Annotated in this window: 21 protein-coding genes; 8 read left to right on the top strand and 13 right to left on the bottom strand. The window is 42.5% G+C overall.

Annotation, left to right across the window (positions count from 1 at the left end):
* Positions 1-37: 37 nt before the first annotated feature.
* The 4 genes from A5877_RS16845 to A5877_RS16830 are packed head-to-tail and all read right to left on the bottom strand — an operon-like array spanning position 38 to position 2,936.
* Positions 38-694: an amino acid ABC transporter permease gene (locus A5877_RS16845; RefSeq protein ID WP_005236107.1), complete on the bottom strand. Its 657-nt coding sequence runs from the start codon at positions 692-694 to the stop codon at positions 38-40.
* Positions 695-711: 17 nt separating this feature from the next.
* The gene (locus tag A5877_RS16840; RefSeq protein ID WP_005226186.1) at positions 712-1,359 is read right to left on the bottom strand and encodes an amino acid ABC transporter permease; all 648 of its coding nucleotides are present in this window, start codon (positions 1,357-1,359) and stop codon (positions 712-714) included.
* An 11-nt stretch (positions 1,360-1,370) separates the two neighbouring features.
* A complete protein-coding gene (locus tag A5877_RS16835; RefSeq protein WP_008381907.1) occupies positions 1,371-2,180 on the bottom strand; it encodes a transporter substrate-binding domain-containing protein in 810 nt (269 codons plus the stop codon).
* An 18-nt stretch (positions 2,181-2,198) separates the two neighbouring features.
* Complete coding sequence (locus A5877_RS16830; RefSeq protein ID WP_008381909.1) at positions 2,199-2,936, bottom strand: amino acid ABC transporter ATP-binding protein; 738 nt, start codon at positions 2,934-2,936, stop codon at positions 2,199-2,201.
* Positions 2,937-3,203: 267 nt separating this feature from the next.
* On the opposite strand from A5877_RS16830, the gene trpS reads away from it, so the two are divergent.
* Positions 3,204-4,211 (top strand): tryptophan--tRNA ligase, encoded by a 1,008-nt coding sequence (gene trpS, locus A5877_RS16825; RefSeq protein ID WP_005236112.1) that lies wholly within the window; start codon positions 3,204-3,206, stop codon positions 4,209-4,211.
* A gap of 401 nt (positions 4,212-4,612) precedes the next feature.
* Here trpS and pheT read toward each other — a convergent pair whose 3' ends face one another.
* The 6 genes from pheT to lepB all read right to left on the bottom strand — a co-directional run bounded on the left by pheT (position 4,613) and on the right by lepB (position 16,786).
* Complete coding sequence (gene pheT / locus A5877_RS16815; protein WP_086317394.1) at positions 4,613-7,033, bottom strand: phenylalanine--tRNA ligase subunit beta; 2,421 nt, start codon at positions 7,031-7,033, stop codon at positions 4,613-4,615.
* A complete protein-coding gene (gene pheS / locus A5877_RS16810; protein ID WP_086317392.1) occupies positions 7,034-8,080 on the bottom strand; it encodes a phenylalanine--tRNA ligase subunit alpha in 1,047 nt (348 codons plus the stop codon).
* Between the two features lie 357 nt (positions 8,081-8,437).
* The gene (locus tag A5877_RS16805) at positions 8,438-8,758 is read right to left on the bottom strand and encodes a helix-turn-helix domain-containing protein (protein WP_005226192.1); all 321 of its coding nucleotides are present in this window, start codon (positions 8,756-8,758) and stop codon (positions 8,438-8,440) included.
* A gap of 67 nt (positions 8,759-8,825) precedes the next feature.
* Positions 8,826-12,503: a helicase-exonuclease AddAB subunit AddA gene (gene addA / locus A5877_RS16800; RefSeq protein WP_086317390.1), complete on the bottom strand. Its 3,678-nt coding sequence runs from the start codon at positions 12,501-12,503 to the stop codon at positions 8,826-8,828.
* Complete coding sequence (locus A5877_RS16795; RefSeq protein WP_086317388.1) at positions 12,496-16,113, bottom strand: PD-(D/E)XK nuclease family protein; 3,618 nt, start codon at positions 16,111-16,113, stop codon at positions 12,496-12,498. Before A5877_RS16795 ends, addA begins: the two co-directional genes overlap by 8 nt.
* 124 nt (positions 16,114-16,237) lie before the next feature.
* Positions 16,238-16,786 (bottom strand): signal peptidase I, encoded by a 549-nt coding sequence (gene lepB / locus A5877_RS16790; protein ID WP_005236123.1) that lies wholly within the window; start codon positions 16,784-16,786, stop codon positions 16,238-16,240.
* 215 nt (positions 16,787-17,001) lie between these two features.
* Between lepB and A5877_RS16785 the strand changes: the two genes are divergently transcribed.
* Both A5877_RS16785 and A5877_RS16780 read left to right on the top strand, forming a co-directional pair.
* Entirely contained in the window at positions 17,002-18,453 is a 1,452-nt protein-coding gene (locus A5877_RS16785; protein WP_008381925.1) for an NAD-dependent succinate-semialdehyde dehydrogenase, read from the top strand.
* A 112-nt stretch (positions 18,454-18,565) separates the two neighbouring features.
* A complete protein-coding gene (locus A5877_RS16780) occupies positions 18,566-19,162 on the top strand; it encodes a nitroreductase family protein (protein ID WP_008381927.1) in 597 nt (198 codons plus the stop codon).
* Positions 19,163-19,229: 67 nt separating this feature from the next.
* Here A5877_RS16780 and A5877_RS16775 read toward each other — a convergent pair whose 3' ends face one another.
* Positions 19,230-19,724: a hypothetical protein gene (locus A5877_RS16775; protein WP_005236128.1), complete on the bottom strand. Its 495-nt coding sequence runs from the start codon at positions 19,722-19,724 to the stop codon at positions 19,230-19,232.
* A gap of 137 nt (positions 19,725-19,861) precedes the next feature.
* Between A5877_RS16775 and A5877_RS16770 the strand changes: the two genes are divergently transcribed.
* Positions 19,862-20,389 carry an HdeD family acid-resistance protein gene (locus tag A5877_RS16770; protein ID WP_008381929.1) on the top strand — a complete coding sequence of 176 codons (528 nt, stop codon included), beginning with the start codon at positions 19,862-19,864 and terminating at the stop codon, positions 20,387-20,389.
* A gap of 120 nt (positions 20,390-20,509) precedes the next feature.
* A complete protein-coding gene (locus A5877_RS16765; protein ID WP_008381931.1) occupies positions 20,510-20,953 on the top strand; it encodes a hypothetical protein in 444 nt (147 codons plus the stop codon).
* Positions 20,954-20,984: 31 nt separating this feature from the next.
* Here the strand turns inward: A5877_RS16765 and A5877_RS16760 are convergent, their stop codons facing one another.
* A complete protein-coding gene (locus tag A5877_RS16760; RefSeq protein WP_254907500.1) occupies positions 20,985-22,922 on the bottom strand; it encodes a heavy metal translocating P-type ATPase in 1,938 nt (645 codons plus the stop codon).
* Between the two features lie 181 nt (positions 22,923-23,103).
* On the opposite strand from A5877_RS16760, the gene rsxC reads away from it, so the two are divergent.
* Genes rsxC through A5877_RS16745 form a run of 3 tightly spaced genes read left to right on the top strand, consistent with a single transcriptional unit; the run spans position 23,104 to position 26,101 of the window.
* Positions 23,104-24,441 carry an electron transport complex subunit RsxC gene (gene rsxC, locus A5877_RS16755; protein ID WP_008381935.1) on the top strand — a complete coding sequence of 446 codons (1,338 nt, stop codon included), beginning with the start codon at positions 23,104-23,106 and terminating at the stop codon, positions 24,439-24,441.
* The gene (locus A5877_RS16750; protein ID WP_086317384.1) at positions 24,434-25,504 is read left to right on the top strand and encodes an RnfABCDGE type electron transport complex subunit D; all 1,071 of its coding nucleotides are present in this window, start codon (positions 24,434-24,436) and stop codon (positions 25,502-25,504) included. Before rsxC ends, A5877_RS16750 begins: the two co-directional genes overlap by 8 nt.
* 24 nt (positions 25,505-25,528) lie before the next feature.
* Positions 25,529-26,101 (top strand): hypothetical protein, encoded by a 573-nt coding sequence (locus A5877_RS16745; protein WP_015509782.1) that lies wholly within the window; start codon positions 25,529-25,531, stop codon positions 26,099-26,101.
* Positions 26,102-26,137: 36 nt separating this feature from the next.
* Here the strand turns inward: A5877_RS16745 and A5877_RS16740 are convergent, their stop codons facing one another.
* Entirely contained in the window at positions 26,138-26,335 is a 198-nt protein-coding gene (locus A5877_RS16740; RefSeq protein WP_086317382.1) for a hypothetical protein, read from the bottom strand.
* Between the last annotated feature and the right edge of the window lie 29 nt (positions 26,336-26,364).

Below are 26,364 nucleotides of genomic sequence, written 5' to 3'. Positions count from 1 at the left end.
AGACCGATCGTGGGGATGTTTTTGTCGATTATTCTTTTTAGTAATCGTACTGACGTTTTTCCAAAAAGCCAGAAAGCAATGACAAGGCATAACAAACCAAAAAGTATAAAACAGTCATTGCTAAAAACATAGGTAAAACATAGTTTGTATTTTGCCCATAAATGATTCGAGCATGATGGGTCAGCTCTGGTAAAGAAATAATCACGGCTAATGACGTATCTTTGATCAAAGAGATCAACTGACTGACGATCGCTGGCAACATCGCTTTAAATGCCTGCGGCACGACGATGCTCCGCAGTACTTCGACATAGCTTAGCCCTGTAGACAAACCAGCTTCCATCTGCCCTTTTGGCACAGCATTCAAACCAGCACGAAAGATTTCAGAAAGCATCGCTGATTCAAAAATCGTCAACGCCACAACCGCTGACCAAAAAATATTAAAGCGGATACCGATCTGCGGCAATGCAAAGTAAGTGAAAAAGATGATCAAGAGCAAAGGCAAGTTACGAATAACATCGATCACGACACCTAATACTTTAGAAAAGACTGGGATCGAGCTGAAGCGCAAAATGCCGGCGATCCCTCCGATAATAAAGCTAAATAAAATCGATAGGATCGACACTTCAACTGTTACCCGCAAGCCATCGATCAAGAAGCGAATGTTAATCGCTGAAAAAGCTTCAAAAAAGTCCATAGTTCGTTAGCTCCTTTCTATGAGCGGACAGCCCAACGCCGTTCCAAGTAAACCATCAAATAAGACAATGGTAGGGTAATGATCAAATAGAAAAGACCAACAATGATATACGTATCAAATGTATTGAAGGTCTCACTTGCGATCAAATCCCCTTGATACATAATATCTAAGCCTGCGACCATCGCCAAAATTGATGAATTTTTGACAAGATTGATAAATTGATTGCCTAACGGCGGTACGACGATCTTAAATGCTTGAGGCAAAATAATGTAGCGCATCGCTTGGCTGTAAGTAAAACCAGAAGACAAGGAAGCTTCCATCTGGCCTTTAGGGACCGTTTGAATCCCTGAACGGATCGTCTCAGCGATAAATGCCGATGTATAGATCGTTAAGCCGATCGTTCCAGCTTGAAAGCCGTCAAAAGAAACCCAATACATTGGCACAACGACATAAAAGAACATCACGATGATCAATAAGGGAATATTTCTAAAAAACTCAACATACGCTTTGGCAATCCCTTTGATGAGGCGATTGTCTGACAACTGAAAAATTGCCATTAAGGTTCCGATCAAAAGACTAAAAAACAGTGCGATCAAACTCGCCATGACTGTGTATTTAAAGCCTTCAATAAACTGACCGGTATACGTTTGAAATAATTCAACCATTCAGTTTCCTCCTACTCTACTTTTCCTGATTCGTCTTCAGGGAACCACTTGTTGTAAATCTCATCATAGGTTCCATCTTCACGCATTTCCCGCAAGGCTTGATTCACTGCATCAAGAAACGGCTTTTGTCCTTTATTGATGGCAATCCCATAAGGTTCTTCTGTAAAAGTTTCGCCAACTAAATGGTAATTGGGATTTTCACTCGCCATCCCTAATAAGATCGCATTATCCGTGGTCATAGCATCCCCTTGACCAGATTGTAAAGCAGTAAAGGCTTCCGCATAATTCTCAAGTTCTAAAATTTGCGCTTCTGGTGCTGCTTCACGGATGTTCACAGCTGAGGTAGAGCCTTTAACGACCAATACAGTGGTGTCTGCGGTCAAATCTTCGATCCCTTGAATAGGACTGTCTTTGGCAACTAATAACGATTGACCTGCATCAAAGTAGACATCGGAAAAATCGACCTGTTTTTTACGTTCTTCTGTGATAGTCATCGTGGCGATGATTGCATCGATGTTGCCGTTTTTCAAAAGAGGAATCCGGGTTTTTGAGGTAACTTCAACAAAGATGGCATTGCCATCACGACCTAAAATTTTCTCAGTGATTGCACGAGCGATATCAATATCGAATCCCCGTACTTCTCTAGTCGCGATATCCATCAATCCAAAAAGACGGGTATCGTTTTTTACGCCCCAAACGATCTGATTCGTCTCTTTGCTGTTTTCTAAAATATCGATATCTGCGGCACTTTGTCCTTTACAACCTGAGAAAGTCACAAGGGCAAAGGCTAAGACTAGAAAGGAAAATATTTTCTTTCTCATAAGGGTTCCTCCTATTGCTTAATGATTTGTGACTTTACTCAAGAATTGTTTTGCACGTTCGTCTCTTGGTGCATCAAAGAATCCATCGACATCGCGCCGGTCTTCTAAGACTTGTCCTTCCGCCATAAAGACGATTCGATCTGCTACTTCACGGGCAAAGCTCATTTCATGGGTAACAACGATCATGGACATACCTTCACTGGCAATTTTTTTCATGACATCCAATACATCACCAATCATTTCTGGATCCAATGCTGACGTTGGCTCATCAAAAAGCAGCATCTCTGGTTTCATCGCAAGCCCTCTGGCAATTGCGACCCGCTGCTGTTGTCCGCCGGATAACATGGAAGGATAGGAATCTTTTTTATCTAACATCCCTACCCGATCAAGAAGTTTTTCCGCCAAATTGATGGCTTCTTGCTCATTTTGTTTTAATACTTTAATCGGTGCCAACGTAATATTTTCTAACACGGTTTTATTTGGATACAAGTTGAAATGTTGAAACACCATGCCGATGTTTTTTCTAATTTCTGTCATTTTGACATCTTTGTCAAACAAGTTCTTACCATTGACCAATAATTGACCACCTGAAATGGTTTCTAGACCATTAATCGTACGGAGCATTGTACTTTTACCAGATCCTGAAGGCCCGATAACAACAACGACCTCACCTTTTTCAAATTCAAGGTTGATGTTTTTTAATGCATGGAACTTTCCGTAATATTTCTCTACGTTCTTAAATTCGATCATTGCCATTGATTCACACTCCTAGCTTTTTTTAAAATTAAATGAGTAATTGGAAAGATTTGATTCATATTATAGCTCAATCTTTTTTCATTTGTAAAGGTTCTTTTCCAATGTTCCCCTCTTATTTCTGAAAAGACAAGTGCTATTTTACTTTGATGTGAGGTTTTTGTCCATGAAAATTTTTCTCACCCCATCAGATCACAAGGAGAACCGGTTGTTTCTTTTGCTAAAAAAAGGTAAGATAAACCATATAACAAAGGAAAAGGTGGAAAAAAAGTGAATACGATTTTAACTGGCGACCGCCCAACTGGCAAATTGCATCTTGGCCATTATGTGGGGTCTTTAAAAAAACGGGTCGAAATGCAAGCTGACCCTGAAAATCAGCTTTATATCATGGTCGCTGACATGCAGGCACTAACAGATAATGCGAAAACACCTGAGAAGGTCTCAGCGAATATTTTAGAAGTTGCTTTGGATTATTTAGCCGTTGGATTGGATCCAGCAAAAACAACGATGTTTATTCAATCGCAAATCCCTCAGCTCTCTGAATTGACGATGTATTATCTCAATCTAGTCAGTGTTGCTCGAGTACGACGCAATCCAACCGTTAAAGCCGAAATTGAACAAAAAAAATTTGGTGAAGGCGTTCCTTCTGGTTTCTTCATCTATCCTGTCTCTCAAGCAGCGGATATCACCGCTTTTAAAGCAAATTTAGTCCCAGTCGGCGAAGATCAAAAACCAATGCTGGAACAAACGCAAGAAATCGTGCATAGTTTTAATTCTACGTATAGTGAAGTATTAGTCGAACCAAAAGCGGTTTTACCGCCAAAAGGCATGGGACGTTTAGCGGGGATCGATGGGAACGGGAAAATGAGCAAATCATTGAACAACGGCATTTACTTAGCTGATCCAGCCGATGTATTACAAAAGAAAGTGATGAGCATGTACACGGACCCAAATCACATTCATGTCAACGACCCCGGACAAGTTGAAGGCAATATGGTCTTCACTTATCTTGATGTATTTGGTACCGAAAAAGAAAAAATTGCTGAATTAAAAGAACATTACACCCGTGGTGGATTAGGCGATGTCAAAATCAAACGCTATTTGATCGATGTTCTAGAAGCCGAATTTGCACCGATTCGTGAACGCCGTGAAGCTTTTGCAAAAGATCCCGGTGAAGTGATGAACTTACTAAAACTTGGTAGTGAAAAAGCTGAACAAGTTGCCGCTCAGACGTTAGCTGAAGTCAAAAATGCAATGGGCATCAATTACTTTGCTTAAAAAAACAAGCCTTTACGGCTTGTTTTTTTGTTTACAAATCGGAATGAATTCTTTCATGCAAAACCTATGTACAAACTCTGTGTTAGATTTCACGAGAACACTTCCTCCCCAGACTGACACTTTGTGTATTTTGATTTGATGCTGTTTCTTGCGCAAAAATCGAGGAGCTGTCCTAAAAAATAACTTCATAAAACGCTGATTAGAAAATGCATTTTTTCAGCCTAGCCAGTGTTTAAAAAAGGTTGTACCAAAAAAGCTGGAATGCCTTCTATAGAGAAATCTTTTAAGGCTTTCACTCAACTCCTAACATTCTTGTGTCATCTGAGCATCTATTATAATAGTAGAAAACGTTCCCCACCCAACTTCTTTGTATGGTGGAGAACGTTTTTCTACTTATTTGATTAGCGGATTTCTGCTTGAACGTTTTCTTCTAAGTTACGAGTAATTTTCGCTATTGCTTGATTGATCTCTTCATCCGTCAGGGTAGCTTCCGGATTGCTAAAGGTCAGACTGTACCCTAGAGATTTTTTACCTGATTCAATGTTTTTCCCTTGATAAACATCGAATAAACGAATATCACTTAAGAAGCGACCTGCACTTTCACGAATGATTTCCATCACGGATTGGTTATCGATCGTTTCATCGAGCAAGAGTGCCATATCTCGGGTCACTGATGGGAACTTAGAAACTGGTTGATAGACCAATTGTTCTGTTTTAGCTGCTAACAACTGATCTAAGTTCAATTCAGCAACATAGGTTTCACTCACTTCGTAGGCTTTGGCGATCGATGGGTGGACTTGTCCCAAGAAGCCGATTTCTAGGTCATCTAGCAAGATCATTGCCGTACGCCCAGGATGCATCTCTTTGATATCTGCCGTTTTTTGATAACGAATACGGTCGGTTAATGCCAACGAATCAAAAAGATTTTCTAAAATGCCTTTCAAATGGAAGAAATCAACTTTTTGAGCTTGAGTTTGCCAGTCTTTCTCATGGATATTTCCTGTCAATGCTAGCCCTAAGTGATTGACTTCTGTTGGCAGTTCGTGTTTACTGTCGCCCGTTTGATAGAAGACGCGACCAATTTCATATAAAGCAACACGATTGTTTTTACGTGCCAAATTGTACGCAACGTCGTCTAACAAACCTGAAATCAGATTCAAGCGCAAGACGGCACGCTCTTCGGTCATTGGCCAATCCAATCGAGTCACTTGGCTCGATTTATCCGTAAATTGTTGCGCCTTCTCTTCCGTTGTCAAAGCATAGCTGATGGCTTCACTGACCCCGTTGCCTTCCAAAAGAGTCCGAACTTCTCTAGTCAGACGTTGCGCTTTGGTTAAATGACCGGCAACCGTTTCTCCTTGCGGTAAAGTCGATGGCAAACGATCATAACCGTAAATACGCGCCACTTCTTCAATGATATCTGCTTCGATCGTAATATCCCAACGACGAGGTGGGACTGAAACAATATAGCTGTCTGCTTCTTGACGATGACCAAAGCCTAATGCATCAAAGATTTCTTGCACTTCTTCATCAGTGATTTCTGTGCCTAAATAGCTATTGATCCGTGCTAAAGTAATCGCAACCTCCACAGGTTCTACTGCTACTTGGGAACCTATTACTGCCTCTTTTAAGACCGTTCCGCCAGCAAGTTCCGCAATCAGTGCTGCTGCTGCATCACAAGCTTTTGCAACCGTTGCTTGGTTGATCCCTTTTTCAAAACGAGCGGATGATTCGCTTCTTAAATTGAATTTTTTCGAAGTCAAACGAATCGCTAATGGATCGAACAAGGCCGCTTCTAAAGCGACTGTGGTCGTCGTTTCCGTGATTTCAGAATCAAGACCTCCCATGACGCCTGCGAGCGCAACTGGTGTCGTTCCGTTGGTGATAACGATGTCTTCTGGGGAAAGCTGACGAGTTTCTCCATCTAAGGTAACCAGGCTTTCATTTTCTTTGCCGCGACGTACCAGTATTTCCTTGCTGTCTAGCTTTTGATAATCAAAAGCATGCAATGGTTGACCAAATAACAGTAAGATATAATTCGTCACGTCCACGACATTATTGATTGGACGAATGCCTTCATTCATCAAGCGATTTTGCAGCCATTGTGGACTTGGGGCGATCGTTACGCCATCAATGATTCGAATTTGGTAGGCGGGTGCATCCGTTACTTCAGTGACCTTCACCTGAATTTTATCGGCAGCAGCTACTTCACTTTCGGTAAGCGCAATTTCAGGAAACTTCGGTGTTTGCCGATAGATTGCACCGACTTCATAAGCAACCCCCCGCATGCTTAACGCATCCGCACGATTCGGAGTGATCGATAATTCGATAATGTGATCATCCATATCAAGATAAGGAAAAACCGGTGATCCTGGTTCTGCTTCTGCTGGTAAATAATAAATTCCTTCTGCGTATTCTTTGGGAATCACGCTATCGGCATATCCCAACTCTTGCAACGAACAAATCATGCCGTTGGAAACTTCTCCCCGCATCTTGCCCTTTTTGATTTTTACGTTGCCCGCGATTCGAGAGCCTGGTAATGCCACGATGACTTTGATGCCGCTTTTGACATTCGGCGCACCACAAACGATCTGTGAGTCTTCATCCTCGCCAATATTTACTTGGCAAATTGATAGATGATCAGAATCTGGATGTGGTCGGCAGTCGGTCACTTCTCCGACAACGATTTTTTTTAAACCCTCTTCAGGCACGTCAATACCTTCGACTTCGATCCCCGTCACTGACATTTTATCCGCCAGCTCTTTGGGTGTGATCTCAGACAGATCAAGGTATTCATTTAACCATTTGTATGATACTAACATTTATTGTTCCCCCTTGAACTGGCGAATGAAACGCACATCATTTTGATAGAATTGGCGAATGTCGTTCACGCCGTAGCGCAGCATTGCCACTCGATCAGGACCTAAACCAAAAGCAAATCCTGAATATTGGGTTGGATCGATCCCTGACATTTCTAAGACGTTAGGATGCACCATTCCAGCACCGAGGATCTCGATCCAGCCAGTTTGTTTACAAACATTACAACCGGCACCACCGCACTTGAAGCAGCTGACATCGACTTCGACCGATGGTTCTGTGAAAGGGAAATAGCTTGGTCGCAAGCGAATTTGGCGATCTTCCCCAAACATTTTTTGCATCATGACTTCTAAGGTTCCTTTTAAGTCACCCATCGTAATATTCTTATCGATTACCAATCCTTCAATTTGATGGAATTGGTGGCTATGGGTCGCATCATCTGTGTCACGACGGAAAACTTTCCCGGGTGAGATCATCCGCAGCGGCCCTTTAGAAAAATCATGAGTCTCCATTGTTCTCGCTTGCACTGGTGACGTATGGGTTCGAATCAGCACTTCCTCTGAAATATAAAAAGTATCTTGCATGTCTCTGGCTGGATGATCTTTTGGTAGATTCATCCGTTCGAAGTTGTAATGATCTTTTTCCACTTCGTAACCTTCGACTACTTGGTAGCCCATACCAACAAAGATATCTTCGATTTCTTCCATGATTTTCGTTAACACATGGCGTGTTCCTCGGTCCATCTTTTTACCAGGCAACGTCACGTCGATGGATTCTTCAGCAAGAGCTTTTTCCAAGTTTGCTGCTTCGATAGACGTCTTGGCTTCTTCGATCGCTTCTGTCAAGATATCACGAATCTCGTTGGCATAGCTCCCCACCTTCGGCCGTTCTTCCGCAGAAAGATCTTTCATCCCCCGTAGAACTTCTGTGATAGGGCCTTTTTTCCCAAGCACTTCCACTCGAATTTGATTCAAGTCATTCATGGTTGGACTTTCTTTGATTTTAAGCAATGTCGTTTCCTTCAATGCTTCTAATTTCTCTTGTAAAGACATGTGTTTCCTCCTTCTATGCTGTGAATAGTGCAAGAATAAAAAGACTGGATTGACTGAATAAAGTGAGTATCATTCGTATAAAGACAAAAAAAGACATCATCCCTTAAAAAGGAACGACGTCTCGTGTTACCATCCTCATTCGCGAAAAAAACCGCGCACTCACTTCGGCTAACGACAGCAAAACTGCCGACTGACTGTAATCAGCAAGCTCCAGAAGTGAAATTCATTTTTCGAATACAGGACTTGCTTTCAGTCTGTGACAAGTCTCCCTTTTTCTGATTCAGCCAAATTACTAGTTTCTATCAACGCTTTTTATCTATTCATTTAAGCTTAGTTTACCTAATTTCCGGTGAGAAATCAACTGCATTCTTCCTCACGCACCCAGGTTTCTGCCCAACGCTTCACACTCATCATACTCTTTTCAAGAGCAATACCTCTTGGCGTCAAGCAGTAAAGATTGTTTTCTTTGCAGACAATTTCTTCCCGCTCTAATTCTTTCAAGCGTTCGACTAACACCCGATCACTCACTTGAGGAATCTTGTTTGCTAACTCAACAAATCTTTGTTTGCCGTCTTCAAGAAGGACATCAATGATCAAGCCGTTCCACTTTTTGCCTAAAATAGAAAAAGCTTTTTCAAATTTAGGACAAAGGGCATAATCCGATTCTACTTTTATCATTCTCCATCACCTCTTTTACCTATTATAGCATATGACTTACGAATTGTAAGAAACTAGGATCGATCAGCTAGAATGCCACGATCATTTTAGGTTTTAACAGCACTAAATAGGTCTGTTTCACTGGTTTGCTCAATGCTTTCTCCAATGCTTGGCAGTAGAGTTTCAATTGACCATAATATCGTTCGCGCATTTTCTTTTCAATCTGAGCCTGACTGCCGAAAACATCATCTGTTTTAAAGTCATATAAAATGATTTCATCCGCCAATTCAATATAGCCGTCGATAATACCATGGATCAAAAGCGGCGCATCTGGTTCGTCAAACCCTTCAAAGATCGTATCAGCCTCTTTTAGCATCGAAAACGGCTGCTCCCGCTTCACCACATCAGAGGATCGGTTCAGCAGTTCACCTAGTTCAGTTTGATAAAACCACAAAATGCTCGATCGGTCAATTTTTTTGGCGATTTCTTCAGAAAAAAATTGCTTTTTCACGAGTTCAGCAATCAGGAGCTCCAAAGTATCTTGTGTTGGCGTCATTCCTAATGGAATCATTTGCAAAACCGTATGTGTTGCTGTCCCGATACTGCTGGCGAGAGGCTTCGTTTCCTGCAGAAATTTTGGTTTCGCCAATTCATCCTGTACGTAGCGATATTGCTGAGGATTCGTCTTCTCGGAAACCGACCGCCATTCCAACAAAGTGGTCTGTTGATCATCGGGATCGTTATAGAGTCTTTTCAATTCTGATACAGATTGATAACTAGTCGTTTGGGTCGCTTTTTGATAAGGATAGCGATATGCTAGGCGTTTCAAAAGATCATCGATATTGCTATCTGGCGCAAGCAATCGTTTAGACTCCTCGACTGGCACAAGGGTCTCTTGGACTTGTTGCGTGATCGTTTCTTGATTCCACCATGACAGACGAAAATGAGCAGGATGATCGATCGTCCGCTTGCGCTCTGACGCTTCAGAGAATACTGCTTCCATATCTGGATGGCGCATCAGGGTCCGTCCGACCCAATCCATCAAGCTCCCCCGGGCAACAAGCCGTAATGCAGGATCAAGAACCATCTCGGCTTGTGTCAGGCCAGATTGCCAAGTCTTAAAGGCATCCGCTTGATTTTTATAGGAGCCCACTAAGAAAAGCTTCTGCTCTGCTCGTGTCAATGCTACGTATAATTTTCGCATTTCTTCTGACAAGGCTTTTTTCAAACGAACTTGCTTGATGGCTTGAAACGGCAGTGTCTCAAATTTAAGGTTTTCTGCTGGATTCACATATTGGATCCCAGCTCCCAGCTGTTCTTCAAAGATATAGCGTTTTTGAAAATCTTGGTAGTTAAAGAATTTTGTTGTATCCAGTAAGAACACAACAGGGAATTCCAAGCCTTTACTTGCATGAACGGTCATCACTCGAACGGCATCTTCTACAGGAGTAGCCACAGGCTCCGCCAAATCTTTGTTTTTTTCTTGCATTTTTTCGATGAAGCGAATGAATTGGTACAAACCACGGAAACTGCTCTTTTCGTATTTTTCAGCTCTGTGTATCAATGCCACTAAATTTGCATAACGCTGCTGTCCTGCAGGAAGTCCCACAACATAATCCAAGTAAGCAGTATCTTCATAGATTTGCCATAATAAGGTTGGGATCGGTAATCTGCGTGCTTCTTCGCGCCATTGATTTAGTTTGGCTAAAAACCCATCCAACGTTTGCCACAAGGGTGACTCTTCTTGTTGAACATGATAATCCAATACTGCATCATAGTAGTCGCTGGAACGATTCGCTAAACGGATCTCAGCCAATTGATCTTCTGTTAGGCCGACGATTGGCGAACGCAAGACCGCCACAAGGGGGATATCTTGGTACGGATTGTCAATGATTTGCAGCAAAGAAACGACGGTTTGGATTTCCGTTGCCTGAAAATAGTTTTGAGCATCATTGACCGCCATCGGAATCCCAAACTGCTTAAAGACATCCAAAATGACAAGATTGTTTTTACGTGTAGGGGTCAATAAGACGATATCGTTGTAAGTGATTGGTCGATTTGTTTTGGCTTTTTTGTCATAGATCATGAATTTTGATTCAATCAACTCTCGAATCTTCAATGCAGTAATCTGCATTTCACCCTCTGTTTTGTCATCGATCAATTGTTCTTCGGATTCATGCTCTTTTTCATATAACAAGAGCTCTGTGGCAAAGGCGTCGCTTTCTGGAAAATGAGGAAAACCGGTAATCAAGGCTGCCGCCTCATCATAAGGGATTTGTCCAACCCGTTCATCCATCAGCTGTTGAAAAACTAGATTCGTAAAATCCAATACGTCGGAGCGAGAACGGAAATTTTCTGCTAAGACGATTCTCCGCCCACCATTCTCCGTTTCAAATGCCAAGTATTTTTCGATAAATAGCGTCGGATCTGCTAGTCGAAACGAATAGATCGACTGCTTTACATCCCCCACCATAAACATATTGCCGGGGTTATGATCGACTTGTCTCACCCAATATAAAATTGCCTCTTGCAGCCGATTGACGTCTTGATATTCATCAACTAAAACTTCTTCAAAGCGATCACGATAATAGGTCGACGCTTCACTTCCGCTACCGTCTCCTTGTAAAATCTGCAAGGTGAAATGTTCCAAATCATTAAAGTCTAAACGGCCTTTTGAAAGTTTCCTTTCTTGGAATGCTTTCATAAACGCTTCGGTCATAGCTGCCATTTTTTCAACGACAGGTGCGGACCGATGAAGCAGCTCCATCATTTCAGCCGGTGGGTATGGAAAGGCCGCTTTCAATTGCTCAACCAATTTTTTCGCATCATCTCGCAAAGGTTTAATTTCTTGAGAGAGTTCCTTTTGTTCTGGTTTGCGAAAAGCTGGGTAGCGAGCAAAACGCAACACTTGGATTTGCTCATAGAAGCCATCGACATCGTCTGCATCAAGCAGAGCCTTTAAGGTTTCCACCATTCCTAATTCGGTATCGATCAATAGTGCCGCTTTTTCCATCGCTTCATCAGAACGGGCATAGTCTTGCGCCGCCTGCAGCAAATGCGCCGCTGTTTTCAAGTTTTCTTGCAAAGTCGGCTTGATTTGCGATTGGTACAGGGTATTTTCAGCAAAGGTTTCTTTGCCGATATAGTGATCACTTAGATGAGCTAACCAGTTCACTGGATCCGGATTTGCTCGGGCAAAGTCATAAAGAGACAGGATCAGATCCCCGACGCCTTCATCGGAACGATCACTAGAAAAATTTTCCGTCAAACGAAAGAACGCTTCATCATTGGCTTCATATTGTTGATCTCTCAGCTGTGTCCAGATTTCTTCTTTCATCAATAAAATTTCGGTTTCATCAGTCATCATGCGGAAATTTGGATCTAAATCGATCAAATAATAAAAACGCCGAATCACAGTTAAACAAAACGCATGCAAGGTAGAAATGTTAGCTGTCGGCAATAGCTGCAGCTGACGGACGAAGTGCTGGCGCTTTTGCTCGTCACTTTCTTGATTGATGGCCTGCTGCAATGCCGCTTGAATCCGTTCTTTCATTTCTCGAGCAGCTGCTTCGGTAAAGGTCACGATCAGTAAAGAATCGATCGTCGTTCCTGCTTTTAGCTTTTCAATCACTCGCCGAACCAAAACGGTGGTTTTACCTGAACCCGCTGAAGCGGAAACGAGGATATTATCCCCTTTATCAAAAATGGCTTGCCATTGGGTATCCGTAAAGGTTTCATTTTGCGGTTTTAAAGGGATCTTACTCATCTTCTTCCTCCCTTAAGCGATGGATAATCTCATCTTTAGATAAGTTTTCTAAACGGTGGTACTCATTTTCTTTCAATAATACATCAAAGTCACAGATGCTGCGAAACGGACAAAACTCACACGCCCTTTTTTTGTCTTTTAATTTATAAGACGGGTTTAAGGCGATTTCACCGCTCAACAGCTTCTCACCACTTTGTTGCATATTTTTCCGATTGTGTTTTCTTAATAGTTCAAGCTCTTCTTCTGTATAAAACTTGTTTTTCGCCTGTGTTGTTTTTTGATAATTGCCGTTTTTGTCTTTCCGAACAGGAAATACCGGCGAATTTTTGCTGGCTTCAACTTCCTCATCGAGTAACGGGAAAACAGCCGGTTCGTCAATAAACAACCCGTCATACTTGAAACGTTTTAAACGTTCTTCTTCACTGGCTTCTTGTCCGTCCAAAAGCGGATTATGCACATGCAGATAATATGCCCCCGCTGGTCGAACCTTTGGCGAACCAACCAGTTGGACAGCATCCGTCAATGCGACGTCGAGATACGTGATCAACTGCATCGCAAGTCCGTAGTAGGCTTCAGAAAGGTCAAAATCTCGGCTGCTAGATTTATAGTCAACAACGGAAAGCCATTGCTCTTCTTCCGTTTTCGCCGTATCGACACGATCAATCTTCCCCCGCACATGTAGTTTCCCGCCAGAACTTAATGGTAATTCGATCCCGTTAATCCCATTTGAGCCAGCGATCTGGCCGAACAGCACCTCCGTCTTTTCAGGACTAAAATGCATTTTTTGTCCTTGTTTCGCTAATGCCCACGCTACTCGCTGAATCGTCTTGCCTAATTGATACCGAATAAAATTCATCCGAGCAGAACTCGTCAGTAAGCGATAACGGCTTTCGCCAAAAATTTCCTGCAAAACGACTTCCACAAATTGCACGCGTTGGTCAGCAGTTAACTGGGTCAAGGAAATATTTTCAGCAATTAGGACTTTGACAAAGCGGTCCAACGCATCATGGAAAAACTCACCGGTCATTGCTGGATTTAAGCCATAAACTTCCCGTTCTTTTAACCGTAATCCGTAGCTGACGAAATACTTGTATTCACACTGATAGAACGTCTCCATCTGAGAAATGGAGCTGTAGATCGACGGGCCATATAGCGCCGCAGCTTGTGCTTGAGACAAAGGAATCGGAATATTTTGATGGGTTTGGCTTTCAAATACTTGGGCAGCTAAATCTGTCCATTCCGAACGTAACAGCGCTTGTTTCAGTTGCTCCCACACTCGAGGCAAATTCTCTTTGTTTTTTTGCGCTTGCTGACTGAGATTATTGATTTGGTAGATCAGGACACGATAACTGCCAACATAGTCTCTCGGGTCACTGACTAGCGTCAAGATCCCCCGCTCTTGCAGTGGTACATCCAAATGCTTGACCACGCGGTCTAAATAAGGCGACATCTTGATGTTTTGCTGTGTATCAAAATTAACGGCATAGGACAGTGATAAGTGCTCTGTCGCTGAAAGCAAGACAGAATAAAAGGCAAATGGTTCTTTGACACTGCCTTCCACCACTGTATCTCTAAGGTATTTTTCACCATTGAATAACTGATTGAAATGCTGACGTTCTTCATTCGTCAACAATGTTTTATTTTCCATTTTTCTTGGCAAAGCCGTTTCATTCAATCCCGGTGCAAATGTGATCTTCGCTTGTTTCGGACGCGCCAAATCAAGGCGGTTGATGTTGACTTGGTCGATCGCTGTTGGGATCTTTCCGAATGTGACATTTTCTAAGCCAGTCAATAAGACATCTTCAAAGAGCGCAAAATCAAAGGGCTCATCTCCATAGATCGTGGCATACTCATCCAGCAGATCCATTAAAGCTTGCCATGCTTGTTCATGATTGCGGGCTTGATCTAATTTTCCTTGTTGGATTGCCTGGTCTCGCCAATGCCTCAGCTGTTGCTCGACACCCGCATTCAGTAAAAAGCGATACAGCAGTTCTACGGCATCTCGATTTGTTCTAGCTGCTGTCAGCCAATCGAGTGTATCCACGACATCTTGCTTGAAAGCCCTACGAAGCTGATTGGTGTACGCCGTCAAATCCACTTTGTCCACTGCTTCTTCTTCCGATTGTAAATACTCGATCAGTTCCCAATCTTCGTTTCTCGTCCAACTCGCTCCTTGGAAATCATGAGCCAGCGCTTTGTTCTCGGTAATATCCACCAACTTACGAAACTGGTCACGCCCAACAAGCCAATCTGCTTCGGAGCGATAGGCTGCCGGTAAGTAAAGTTCCGTTCTAAGCAACCGTAAAATATCATTTAAGCGAAAGCCATAGGATTGACAAGCAAAAAAAGCATTCAAAAACTCAACCAATGGATGTTGCGCCATCATCTGCTCTTCATCGATATAAAAAGGAATCTCAAACTCAGTAAAAATTTTAGGAATATACTGATGATAGACTTCTGGTTCGGCGATCAGTAATTGGATATCACGATACCGTAATGTTGGGTACCGTTTCTTATCACTCATCATCCCGCGGATCGACGCTGCGATTTGACGAATCTCTTCTTCGGGATTCCCAACTTTCCAGACAGCCAAGAAGTCTTTGACGGACGTCTGCTGATGATAATTGGCTTGTGATTGGGTCTGCCGCCAAAAAGTTTCTACTTCCTTGTATGCCTGCGGGATCGATCCCTCGTCTTCTTTGTCCACCTCTTGGTTGACGGAAAGTTTCTGATCTAAGTAAATGTTCACTTGATTGTCACGAGCAAAACTGATCAACTGATAATAGGTCCGTCCTGCTTCGTAAAATAAATTCAATGGCGTGGGCATCTCTTGTGGGTACCCGCGATCCAAAATAAGATCAATCACTACATGACTTCTCTTCATCAGTACTTGAATCAACTGTTGCTCTTGTGTTGAAAAAGCGGAGAAACCGCTGATAATAAATAAGGCGTGGGAAAGATCTGGCGCTTTGTTCAAAGAAACAGTGGTTGGCATTGCATGATCCACCGAGGAATCGCCCAGCAAGGAACCTTCCAGAAAGCGTGTCAGTAAGGTGATCGGTTGTTCGACTTGCAAGGCACGCTCTAGAAGTTCTTGTTCAAATCGTTGAAAAATTATCGCTAATTCACTGTATTTTTTTTCTTCGTCTTGGGTTGCGCTTGGTGCAGCACCACCTGCTAATAAATCTTCGATCCCCAATCGACTTGTATGCATTTCTTGATAGAAAGCCAACAATTGTTGGATAAAACCCGCTTTGTTGATCTCACCACGGTATAAGACGAGTTCTTCTTCTAGTTCCAAAAGCAGCTTACGCATGATCATGGAGGCACCATTTTCAGTGATGGCATTTTGAGAAAGCAAGCCGGTTTGCTGCAGATAAAACCAAGCCAAACGGTGAAAACTATACACTTGCGCGCGAATAGAAGCAAAATCTTCTACGCGATCCTCTTTCAGTAATTGAAGGATCTCGCGCTCTCGTTCAAATTTGTTGTAGTTAGGTACCAGAAAAAATACTTCTTGATGGTCTTTTTCTAACCAGCTTTTTGCATTTTCTATCACTGCTTGATCATGACGACAACGGCCATCGCCAAGAATAAATCGTAAACTCATGAAAGGACTCCTTCTCTCCATCGTCTTTTAAAAAAATCCACTAAAAAATCAGCGACACGCTTTTTCGAATGCGTCTTTATTTTTAAGAGACTCTCCTTAAAAACAAAATAACAATCGCAGAATTTCATTCTTTGCCTACCATACCAAAATCGGCAATTGGCCAGAAAACAAATTTTACATCCCCCAAAATTGTTGATTCATCGATCAGACCTAATTGACGACTATCTTTGGAAATTCGACGGTTATCCCCTAACACTAAAATTTGACCTTCAGGAATGACTTCAACACCAAATAACCCCATATCAAAATCACTAGTCAACGGAAAGCCATCTGCGACAGCTGCTTTGAATTCATCCAAGTAGGGTTCATCATATGCTTGTCCATTGATATAAAGGGTATCGTTTTGATAGGAAACCTGGTCGCCAGGTAATCCGATTACGCGTTTGATATAGTTTTTGCCTGCTTCATCCGGTGCTTCAAACGTTATGATATCGAAACGTTCGATCTCGGTATTTTTCAAAGCAATCACCCGCTCACCATCATGTAATGTGGGGTCCATCGAATCTCCTTTTACGATCACAGGGGTAAAGACATACTGTCTTAATAACAAGAGGAATAAAGTAAAGATCACGACAAATCCTACTGTTTTTAAAAGCTCTTTTACTTGTTGCACGCGTCCCTCACTCCTTGAATGTTTTAACTATATTTCCCAAGAATCGAACAAACATTCTTATTTTTCTATTCTACCATAAAATGAAAGGAGCAGGACATCTCCTCTCTGGTTCTTTATGAAAATTTGGGGAATCATTGGACTTGCGTATGAATTGTCATCTTATCTAATCCGTGCTACGGTTGAAATAGAACCCATTATTGAAAGGAAGTGCCAAAATGAACCAACAGTTACCACAAGTGCCCACGAAGTTATTGATTGACGGAAAATGGCTTGAAGGAACAAAAGAGTCGGTTTCGGTTACCAATCCTGCCACTAATGAAGAACTGGTAAAAGTCAGCCAAGGAGGCATCGATGAAACAAAACAAGCGATCGATGCCGCCGCGAAAGCCTTCACAGATTGGTCAAAACGTTCGCCTCGAGAACGAGCCGATTTGATGAACAAGATTGCTGATTTAATGGAACAAGAAAGCGACCGTTTGGCAAAAATTATGAGCATGGAACAAGGAAAACCATTAAAGGAGGCAGAGGCAGAAATCCAATCCAACGTAGACAATTTCCGTTGGAATGCCGCCGAAGCACAACGGGTCTACGGCGAAGTGATTCCAGCTCCTGCACACAATCATTGGCTGGTGCGAAAAGAAGCCATCGGTGTTGTTGGTGCGATCACGCCTTGGAACTTTCCTTCCAATATGATTGCTCGAAAAATCGCTCCTGCCATGGCAGTTGGCTGTACCCTTGTTATGAAACCATCTAAAGAAACACCCCTATCAGCATTGGCTTTAGGTGAACTTTTTCAACAAGCGGGCCTTCCTGACGGAGTCGTCAATATCGTCTTAGGGGATTCTTCTGAAATCGGGAAAGAATTGACTGAGAACAAACAAGTCAAAAAAATCACCTTTACCGGCTCCACGAAAGTTGGGATGAAATTATACGAACAAGCTGCACCAACTCTGAAAAAAGTTTCATTGGAGTTAGGCGGCCATGCCCCGTTTCTTGTTTTTGCTGATGCTGATTTAGATTTAGCTGCTGAAAAATTAATTGCAGCAAAATTCCGCAACAACGGTCAGGTCTGTACATCCCCCAATCGAATTTTTGTCGAAGAATCCATCAAAGAAGCCTTTACTAAAAAGCTATTAGGGCAAATGGAAGCCGTAACTGTTGGTAATGGTTTAGAGAACCCCACCGTTGGTCCTTTGATCAATCAAGCAAGCGTTAAAAAAATCATCGACCAGCTGGAAGACGCGGTAAATAAAGGGGCTAAAGTCTTATTCGGTGGGAAGAAGCTTACTGAAGGTGAATACGAAAAAGGCAACTTCTTTGCACCAACGGTCATCGACGGCATCACTCCTGACATGACTATTTACTATGAAGAAACCTTTGGACCCGTGATTCCATTGATCTCATTTACGGATCGACAAGCAGTCATCGCTGCGGCAAATGATACGGAATTTGGATTAGCCTCTTACTTCTTTTCAACGAATCTGCAAACAATCTCGGATGTAGCCCAAAACCTCCAATATGGGATGGTTGGGGTCAATGACATTGCGATCTCAAACCCGGCGGCTCCCTTCGGCGGCGTCAAACATTCCGGTTTTGGTCGTGAAAACGGCAAATATGGTCCTGAAGAATACGTGACTGTCAAATTTATCGCCATTGATGCCCAGTAAGAAAAAAAGTCAGGCGCGTTTGCCTGACTTTTTTCTTACAAAGCATTTTGTTTTACTAACATTAAGTAAGAATGTATACTTCATTCTATGACAATAGAAAAGGTGGAATACTATGACAAAATTTCTTGATACGATCAAACAGCGCCGTTCAATCTATGGATTAGGCAAAGATGTTTCACTCTCAGATACAGAAATCGAAGCCATCGTGAAAGAAGCAGTAAAAAACAGCCCAACTGCTTTTAACGCACAATCGCCACGTGCCGTGATTTTATTTGGCGATGCCCACGAAAAATTATGGACGTTAACGGAGGTTGCTTTAGAACCATTGACACCACCGGAGGCGTTTGAAGCAACGAAACAAAAACTTGCTGGCTTTAAAGCAGGTTATGGGACCGTTCTATTCTTTATTCACACAGATACCGTTAAGAACTTGCAAGACCAATTTGCCCTTTATGCAGATAACTTCCCGGTCTGGGCAGAACAATCGAATGGGATTGCCCAAGCGAATGTTTGGGTAGCTTTAGAAGAAGCCGGATTAGGCGCCAACTTACAACATTATAATCCAGTAATTGATGATGCTGTTGTAGCTGAATGGTCAATTCCTGAAAATTGGCAGCTGCGGGCCCAATTAGTTTTTGGTTCAAAACAAAGCGAACCAAATGAAAAAGAATTTTTAAATGATGACGAACGTTTCCGCGTTTTCCATTAAAAACGATTCCCGATTTTAAAAAAAAGACCCTTGATTACGGCCACATACGGCAGCAATCAAGGGTCTTTTAGTCATTTTTTCCTTGATCATGATCGACCAGAATATCGATCGGTGTTCCTTCATTCAAGTGCTCCGACAAAAAAACCACCAATTCAGCTAACGGTTGTTTGAATTTCATTAATGGTCCCCGCATCCCTTTTCGAAAATAGTTCATCTTGATGGGCTGCCCTTCCTTTTCTTGAAATAATACGACCCGATCAATGTCTTGGTACAGTACCCCTTTAATACTCATTGGATGGACAATAATTCGATCTAGGGCTAACCCGCGGCTGTCTAGCACAAAGCTTAAAAAGACAAAACCTGAAACGATTCCTCGCACCTGATTATCCAATTGGTCATCCATCATCAACATGGATAGGATAATCATTACTGAAAAGATCGTAATAGCGATTTTGCTTAGTTTGCGCTCAACAGCAATAAAGTGAATCTCTTTGCGTACCACCAATAAATAGAGGTACAAAACGATCGTAAAGGCACACATCAATAGCGTTAACCCACTCATAAAACTCTCCGTTCTGTTTTCTTTTCCCTATTTTACCAAAAAATGATCTGTTACAAAAGGCTTAGCCTATTTCCTAGGTTTTTTGATATCTATTTTCACCAGAATTCGGTACAATAAGAAAAAAAGGAGGAATTATCATGAATGCATTTTTTGATAAATTACAACGCTATGACTTGCTTCGTGCCGTCGTATATATCGTCTTCGGCTTCATTATCTTGATTGCACCACGATCTGTTTTCAACACGATCGTTTATCTCGTTGCCGGATACATCGCATGTCTAGGAATCATCAGCTTGTATACGAGCTACAAAGAAAAACAAAAGGGCTATCGCAATGTGCAGTCGGTCTCTGGTATCTTACTGTTGATTGCTGCAGCTGCGATTTTAGTTTTTGCTAAAGGATTACTTGCCATCGTGCCATTTTTCTTAGGGATTATGATCACCATCAGCGGATGCACCCGCTTAATGGCAAGCTTTAACCAAAAACGCATTGGTTTACCTTACATCACGAGCTTAATCATCAGTCTTTTGATTATTGCTGCTGGACTCGTTCTCGTATTGAATCCATTCGCCACTTGGCTACTGTTCTTCCAAATTTTTGGCGGTATCTTGATTTTCATGGGGGCATCCGACGCTATTAATCATTTTCAACGAAAAAGAGCCTAATAAATGAGAATGTTTTAAAATTTTCTACGAATCTAACATCTACATGTAGACTTTTCCCGCTATTCCTTTTAAAATAGGAGATATCAAACAGTCAGTCCATTGAGAGGCGGGAGGTGCGACATGAAGAAAATTAAGCAAGAAGCAAAACATCCAAATGATGTGCCGGTAATTTTTTTGACCGATGCAACTGGCAAAGTCGTACGAAAAATCTCGATCAATGAGTGGCGTGCGTTAAAAGCGAATCCAGAACAAATCGAAGAACTCGATATCAAATTGTATCGTGAAGCGATCAGTTTCTATCTTCAAGAAGACTATGCGAAAGCAAAAGATCTCTTGCACTTCTTGATCAATAAAACGGACTATAGTCATTACGAATATGTTGAACGATTAGCCAATATCTATCGCATCGAAAATCGTCCTGCTAAAGAAAAAGTCCTATTGCTGACTGCTTATCATGCAATCAAACCGTTAGAATCCTCTGAAGGAATTCTAAGAAGGATCGAAAATCGATTACAAAAAATCGATGCCTTTGATTTTCCAACTTCGACACAATTCAGTCATTAAAAAAGCAGCTATCTTTCGATAGCCGCTTTTTTTATGCTTCTGGCAGTTTACGCAAAAGACGTAACCCGTTAAACAATACGATCAATGTACTGCCTTCATGGGCAAATACCCCCAACCCAATGTTCATCAAGCCGAATAGATTCAAGCCGACTAATAACGCGACGATAAACATGGAGAAAAAAATATTTTGCCAAATGATCCGATCCATCTTCTTCGCTAAGCGATAGGCATATGCAAAACGCGAAAGATCATTCTTCATGATCACTGCGTCTCCTACTTCAATCGCAACATCTGACCCTTCCCCCATCGCAAAGCCGATGTCTGCTTGAACAAGTGCAGGGGCATCATTGATACCATCACCCACCATGGCGGTTTGTCCGTATGCTTCTTGGAGTGCTCGTACCGCTTCCGCTTTGTTCTCAGGCAAAACATTGGCAGCCACTTGGTCAACCTTTAAGCGCTGACCGATTGCTTCACCAGCAGAAGCACTGTCTCCGGTGATCATAACAGTATGGATACCTTCATTTTTCAAATAATGAATCACAGAAGCTGCCTGTTCGTTCGGCTCATCCATCAATGCGATGATCGCCGTAACCTCTTCGTTGATGGAAAACACGACCATTGTTTTTCCTTGCGCTTCCAATTGACGGTACTGTTGCTCCATCAAACCTGTTAACTGGGTGTTTTCGGTTCTTTTTCCTAATCGATAGGTTTTTGTTCCTGCGACGGCACATAAACCGGAACCAATCTCGTTTGTGACAGTCAACTGTTCGATTTCTCGTATTTTCTCTGTCTTCTCGAAATAAGTAACGATCGCATCTGCTAATGGGTGGTTGGCTTGCTTTTCCATCGAAACGATGACCGCTGCTGCCTCTGCTCGATCGATCGTATCAGCGAAAACGGCTTCCGTGACTGTAGGTTTTCCGACGGTCAAAGTTCCCGTTTTGTCAAAAGCCACCGCTTTGATCTGAGCGAAATTGGTCAAGTAATTGCTCCCTTTAAAAAGAATCCCTTTTTTCGCTAGATTCGAGATCGCCGATAAACTAGCAGGGACGGCGCTTGCCGCTAAAGCACAAGGAGAAGCCGCAATCATCATTACGATCCCACGATAAAAACTTGTATACCAATCCCAACCAAAGAGAAACGGTGCAGTCAAAATGAACAAAGGAACTGCAATGAAAACAACTGTTACATAGATTGGTTCGATTTTTTTGATTCGTGTTTCGGTCGGTGATTGATTTGATTGCGCCGCTTCCACCACTGAAAGAATTTTTGCGAAGACTGTTTCAGAGCTGTCTTTCGTGACTTCCATCAAAAATGTGCCGTTTCCATTAATCGTACTCCCATAGACTTCGTCTCCTGTAGTCTTTTCTCGAGGAATACTTTCCCCATTGATCGAAGCTTCATTGATGGCACTCGTTCCAGAAAGGATTACGCCATCTGTTGCTAACTGATCACCAGGTAGCACTTGCAAAATATCTCCTTTTTTTATCTCAGAAGCGGCAATTTTTTTAGCTTTCCCATCCGGACCCACCAAACGGGCTTCCGTGGGATTCAATTTGAGAAGATTGGTGATTTCTCGTCGACTTTGTCCCTCGGCGTATTCTTCTAAGAAGTGAGCGCCTGCAAAAATCAAAATCAACAAAGCTGCTTCATTAAAATTTCCTATGACCATGGAACCAATCGCTGCCAACAACATCAAAAGATGTACATTCGGTGTGAATCGCCGATTGGCTCTGGTACTCTTTATGGTATCCTCGATTCCTTCCCACGAAATGTGATAACCTGCTAATAAAACCGCAGCAAAATAAAACCCATCTTTCACCCATTGGTTCGGAACAAAAAGTGCCAGTATAAAGAGCAGTAAGCCTACAAAATAAATGTTACGTGGGAGAGTCCCATGATCGTGAGTATGAGAATGCCCCTCCGTTTTTGTGTGATCATGTTGACAAGTATGTTCAGCCATCATTAAAACCTCCTCTAGTCCATCTGTCATATGAACGATCAATCATATTTATAGACTTATTATATATGAATAAACAATCATATGTCAACCGAAAGAAGTTTTTCTTGTGAAATGTAAGCGTTTTGGGTTTTGTGATTCCTTATGGCATGCTAGAATAAACTTAGGAGAGAAAGGAGTGTTGGTTATGAGAACATTTACTGGCGGTATTTCACTAAGTCCCCCATTAAAAATGTTAAAAGAAAAATTAATGATCGAACAAGATGAAATTCTTACCTTTTCACCCACGATGGTCTTTATCCCTTTAGCACAACATATTGGTGCTCCGGTGGAACCGATTGTTTCCGTTGGTGATTACGTCAAGCAAGGGCAAGTGATCGCTGAGTCTGATGCGTTTGTATCTGCCAAAATTCATGCATCTGTTTCGGGTAAAATCGTCGACATGGTCGATTGGCCGAATCAAAACAATGAAGAAGGAAAAACCATCATCATTGAAAATGATTATGCTTATCAAAATGATTTTTTGTCAGCCCCCTTCGACTGGCAATCTGCTGCTAACGAAACCATCCTCAACAAAATCCGTCAAGGCGGCGTCGCCGGCAAAGGCGGTGCAACGTTTCCCACCCATGTCAAATTCAGTATTGATGAAACCAAAAAAATCCATACTTTGATCTTAAATGGTTCTGAATGTGAACCGTTCTTACGCAGTGATGCTTTCTTAATGCAAAAAGAAGCCCAGAAAATCATTCACGGTGCAAAGATTGCCCAAAAGTTACTGGATGGTCCAAAAATCATAATAGGCATCGAAGATGACAAACCAAGAGCCATTTCAGCCATGCAAGCCGCAAGTGCAGAGGATGACACGATAGAAGTCGTTACTGTCCCAACTGTTTATCCAACCGGTGGTGAAAAGCAGTTAGTAGAGTTATTGACCGATCAAGAGGTGCCGTTAGGTGGTTTGACTGCCGATATCGGTATCGTCTTGATCAATGTTGCCACCAGCTTTGCCATCGGCGAAGCGGTCTGTTATGACAAACCGTTGATTGAACGCTATACAACCGTTACCGGCGATGTTCAAAATCCCTGCATCGTCAAAAATCCGTTAGGAACACTCGCAGGAGAATTGATCGACTTTGCCGGCGGCTTTCAAGGAGCCCCCAGCAAATTGATTCTTGGTGGACCAATGATGGGAAAATCCGTCAAAACCTTGAAAGTTCCGGTCACCAAAGGCAGCAACGGCATCGTTGTTTTTAATGAAGAAACCGATTGGCTCTATGCCGAAAACCCCTGTATTCGCTGCAACAAATGTGTCGAAGCTTGTCCAATGCGCCTCATGCCAATGGAGATCGATCAGTTTTATCGAGCGGGGGATTATCAAAAGTGTGAAGAATTATTGGCAGAAGCATGTATCAATTGTGGTGCCTGTACCTTCGTCTGCCCAGCTAAACGTTCCTTAGCTGCCAATATCACTGCCGCAAAAGGCAAAGTTGCCCAGTTGCAAAAGGAGGCGAAGGAAAGTGCCTGATTATTACAAGGATTCCGATAGCGAACGTCTCTTTCAGCAAAGGAAAAATCAAGAAACACCCCCAAGCCCCCATATTCGCAGCAATGACGAGACCATTAAAATCATGGGGTGTGTGGTATTAGCCTTGCTGCCAGCAGTTTTATTCTCTGGCTACCTTTTTGGATTGAAAGTTTATGGCTTGTTTTTCATTGCACTAGCCACGGCGTTTGCTGCCGACGGACTTTGGTCCTATCTTGTCAAACGGCCGTTTCGCTTCGATTTAAGCATCGTCGTGACGGCCTTGCTTTTAACGATGAACCTCCCACCAACCGCACCTTGGTATTTTCCCGTGATTGGGGTGGCGTTTGCCGTAATCATCGTCAAAGAATTTTTTGGCGGTATTGGTTATAATTTTCTAAATCCAGCCCTTGGCGGTCGCGCCTTGTTGATTGGCTTGTTTTATAACCAGATGTTTTTGATCAGTTGGCCAGATCCACCTTTTGGCAGCATCGCTCCTGATGTGGTTTCGCAAGCTACAGCGAACGATGTCGTTTCCGGTGCTACGCCATTAGCTGTCATGAAGGCCGGGGACACCTTAAGCGGTTCTGATCTGTTGGATGCTTTTTTAGGATTTACTGGGGGACGAATCGGTGAAACCAGTGCCTTGCTTTTACTTCTGGGTGGAATTTTTCTTGTTTACAAGAAAATCATCTCCCCTCGTATCCCACTGATTATTTTTGCAACGATCGGGCTCTTTGCTTTTATCCTTGGTCCAGAAGGACTTTTTACAGGCAGTTGGCAAACGGTGATTGGGCATATCATCAGCGGTGGTGCCATGTTGGGTGCGATCTATATGGCGACTGATTATTCTTCGACTCCAGGAACAAAAGCAGGAGAAAATCTTTTTGCCTTAGGCGTGGGGCTTCTCGTTGTCCTCTTCCGTTTCTTTGGTTTCACAAACGAAGGCATGAGCTATGCCATCTTGATCATGAATTGTTTTACTCCACTCATCGATCGCTTCTTACGCCTTCGCATTTTAGGGGAAGGAAAAAAGACCCCGTTCAACCTTAAAATCATGAGCTAAAACGCAAGAAAGGAGCGTTCTCATATGATGATCGCCAATCGACTAGTGGTCTTCCTAGTCATTCTACTCACAAATTACGCCTGTCAAAATTTGGCGCCGACCGTCAAAGAAAAAAAACCGAACGTGACGACACGGGTGGTTTTCCTGTCAGGGATCATTGCAGTCGCATACTTGTTGAGCGGTTTAAGTTTTTATCTTTTGCTTCAAAATCGCTTTGTCTATGGCAATCAAGTGGTCACCAATTTGGTAAGTGCTGCCATCATCGCCTTGATTACTGCCAGTTTATGCTTACTGATCGTTCCAGCAAAAAAACGTTTCTTGACGAATGATCTAAAAAAGACGACCCTAGTCAGTGTCATCTTGCTGACGATCGCCACTGTGACCCAATTTCCCTATACCGATTATTTAACCAATTTATTTGTTGCTGTAGGCATGTATTTTCTCTTTTCCTGTGCTTTGTCAGGGGTTCATACACGAAATCAAATTGCCGCAATTCCGCCAATTCTGAAAGGCCTACCCCTGGACATCGTGACACTTTTTCTATTTTATCTGAGCTTTTCCTTTCTCAACGGTGTCTTCTTCAATTATTTATTCTAAACAAAAAGCAAGTCCCGCTTTGGCAGCGGAACTTGCTTATTTCTTGCGGAATATTTCTCTGAAGGAACCGATCAAAAAACCAGTCGAAAAAGCATTTTGTGCTTTTTGCTCTTTTTCAGCAGCGATTTTTTGTCGGGTTCGCAGCCCCTTATTGGCATTTTTGGACTTCTTCCCTTCACGGAGTTCTTTCGAAGCCTTTTGAAACTCATTTGAGAAACGATTATACCCAACCATGTCGTTTCCCTCCTTTCTTTGTGCTTGAC

This window comes from Enterococcus sp. 3C7_DIV0644 (assembly GCF_002141235.1).
Taxonomy (GTDB): domain Bacteria; phylum Bacillota; class Bacilli; order Lactobacillales; family Enterococcaceae; genus Enterococcus_D; species Enterococcus_D entomosocium.
Note: the sequence above shows the minus strand (reverse complement) of the source record. Positions and strands in the feature narration are given on the sequence as shown.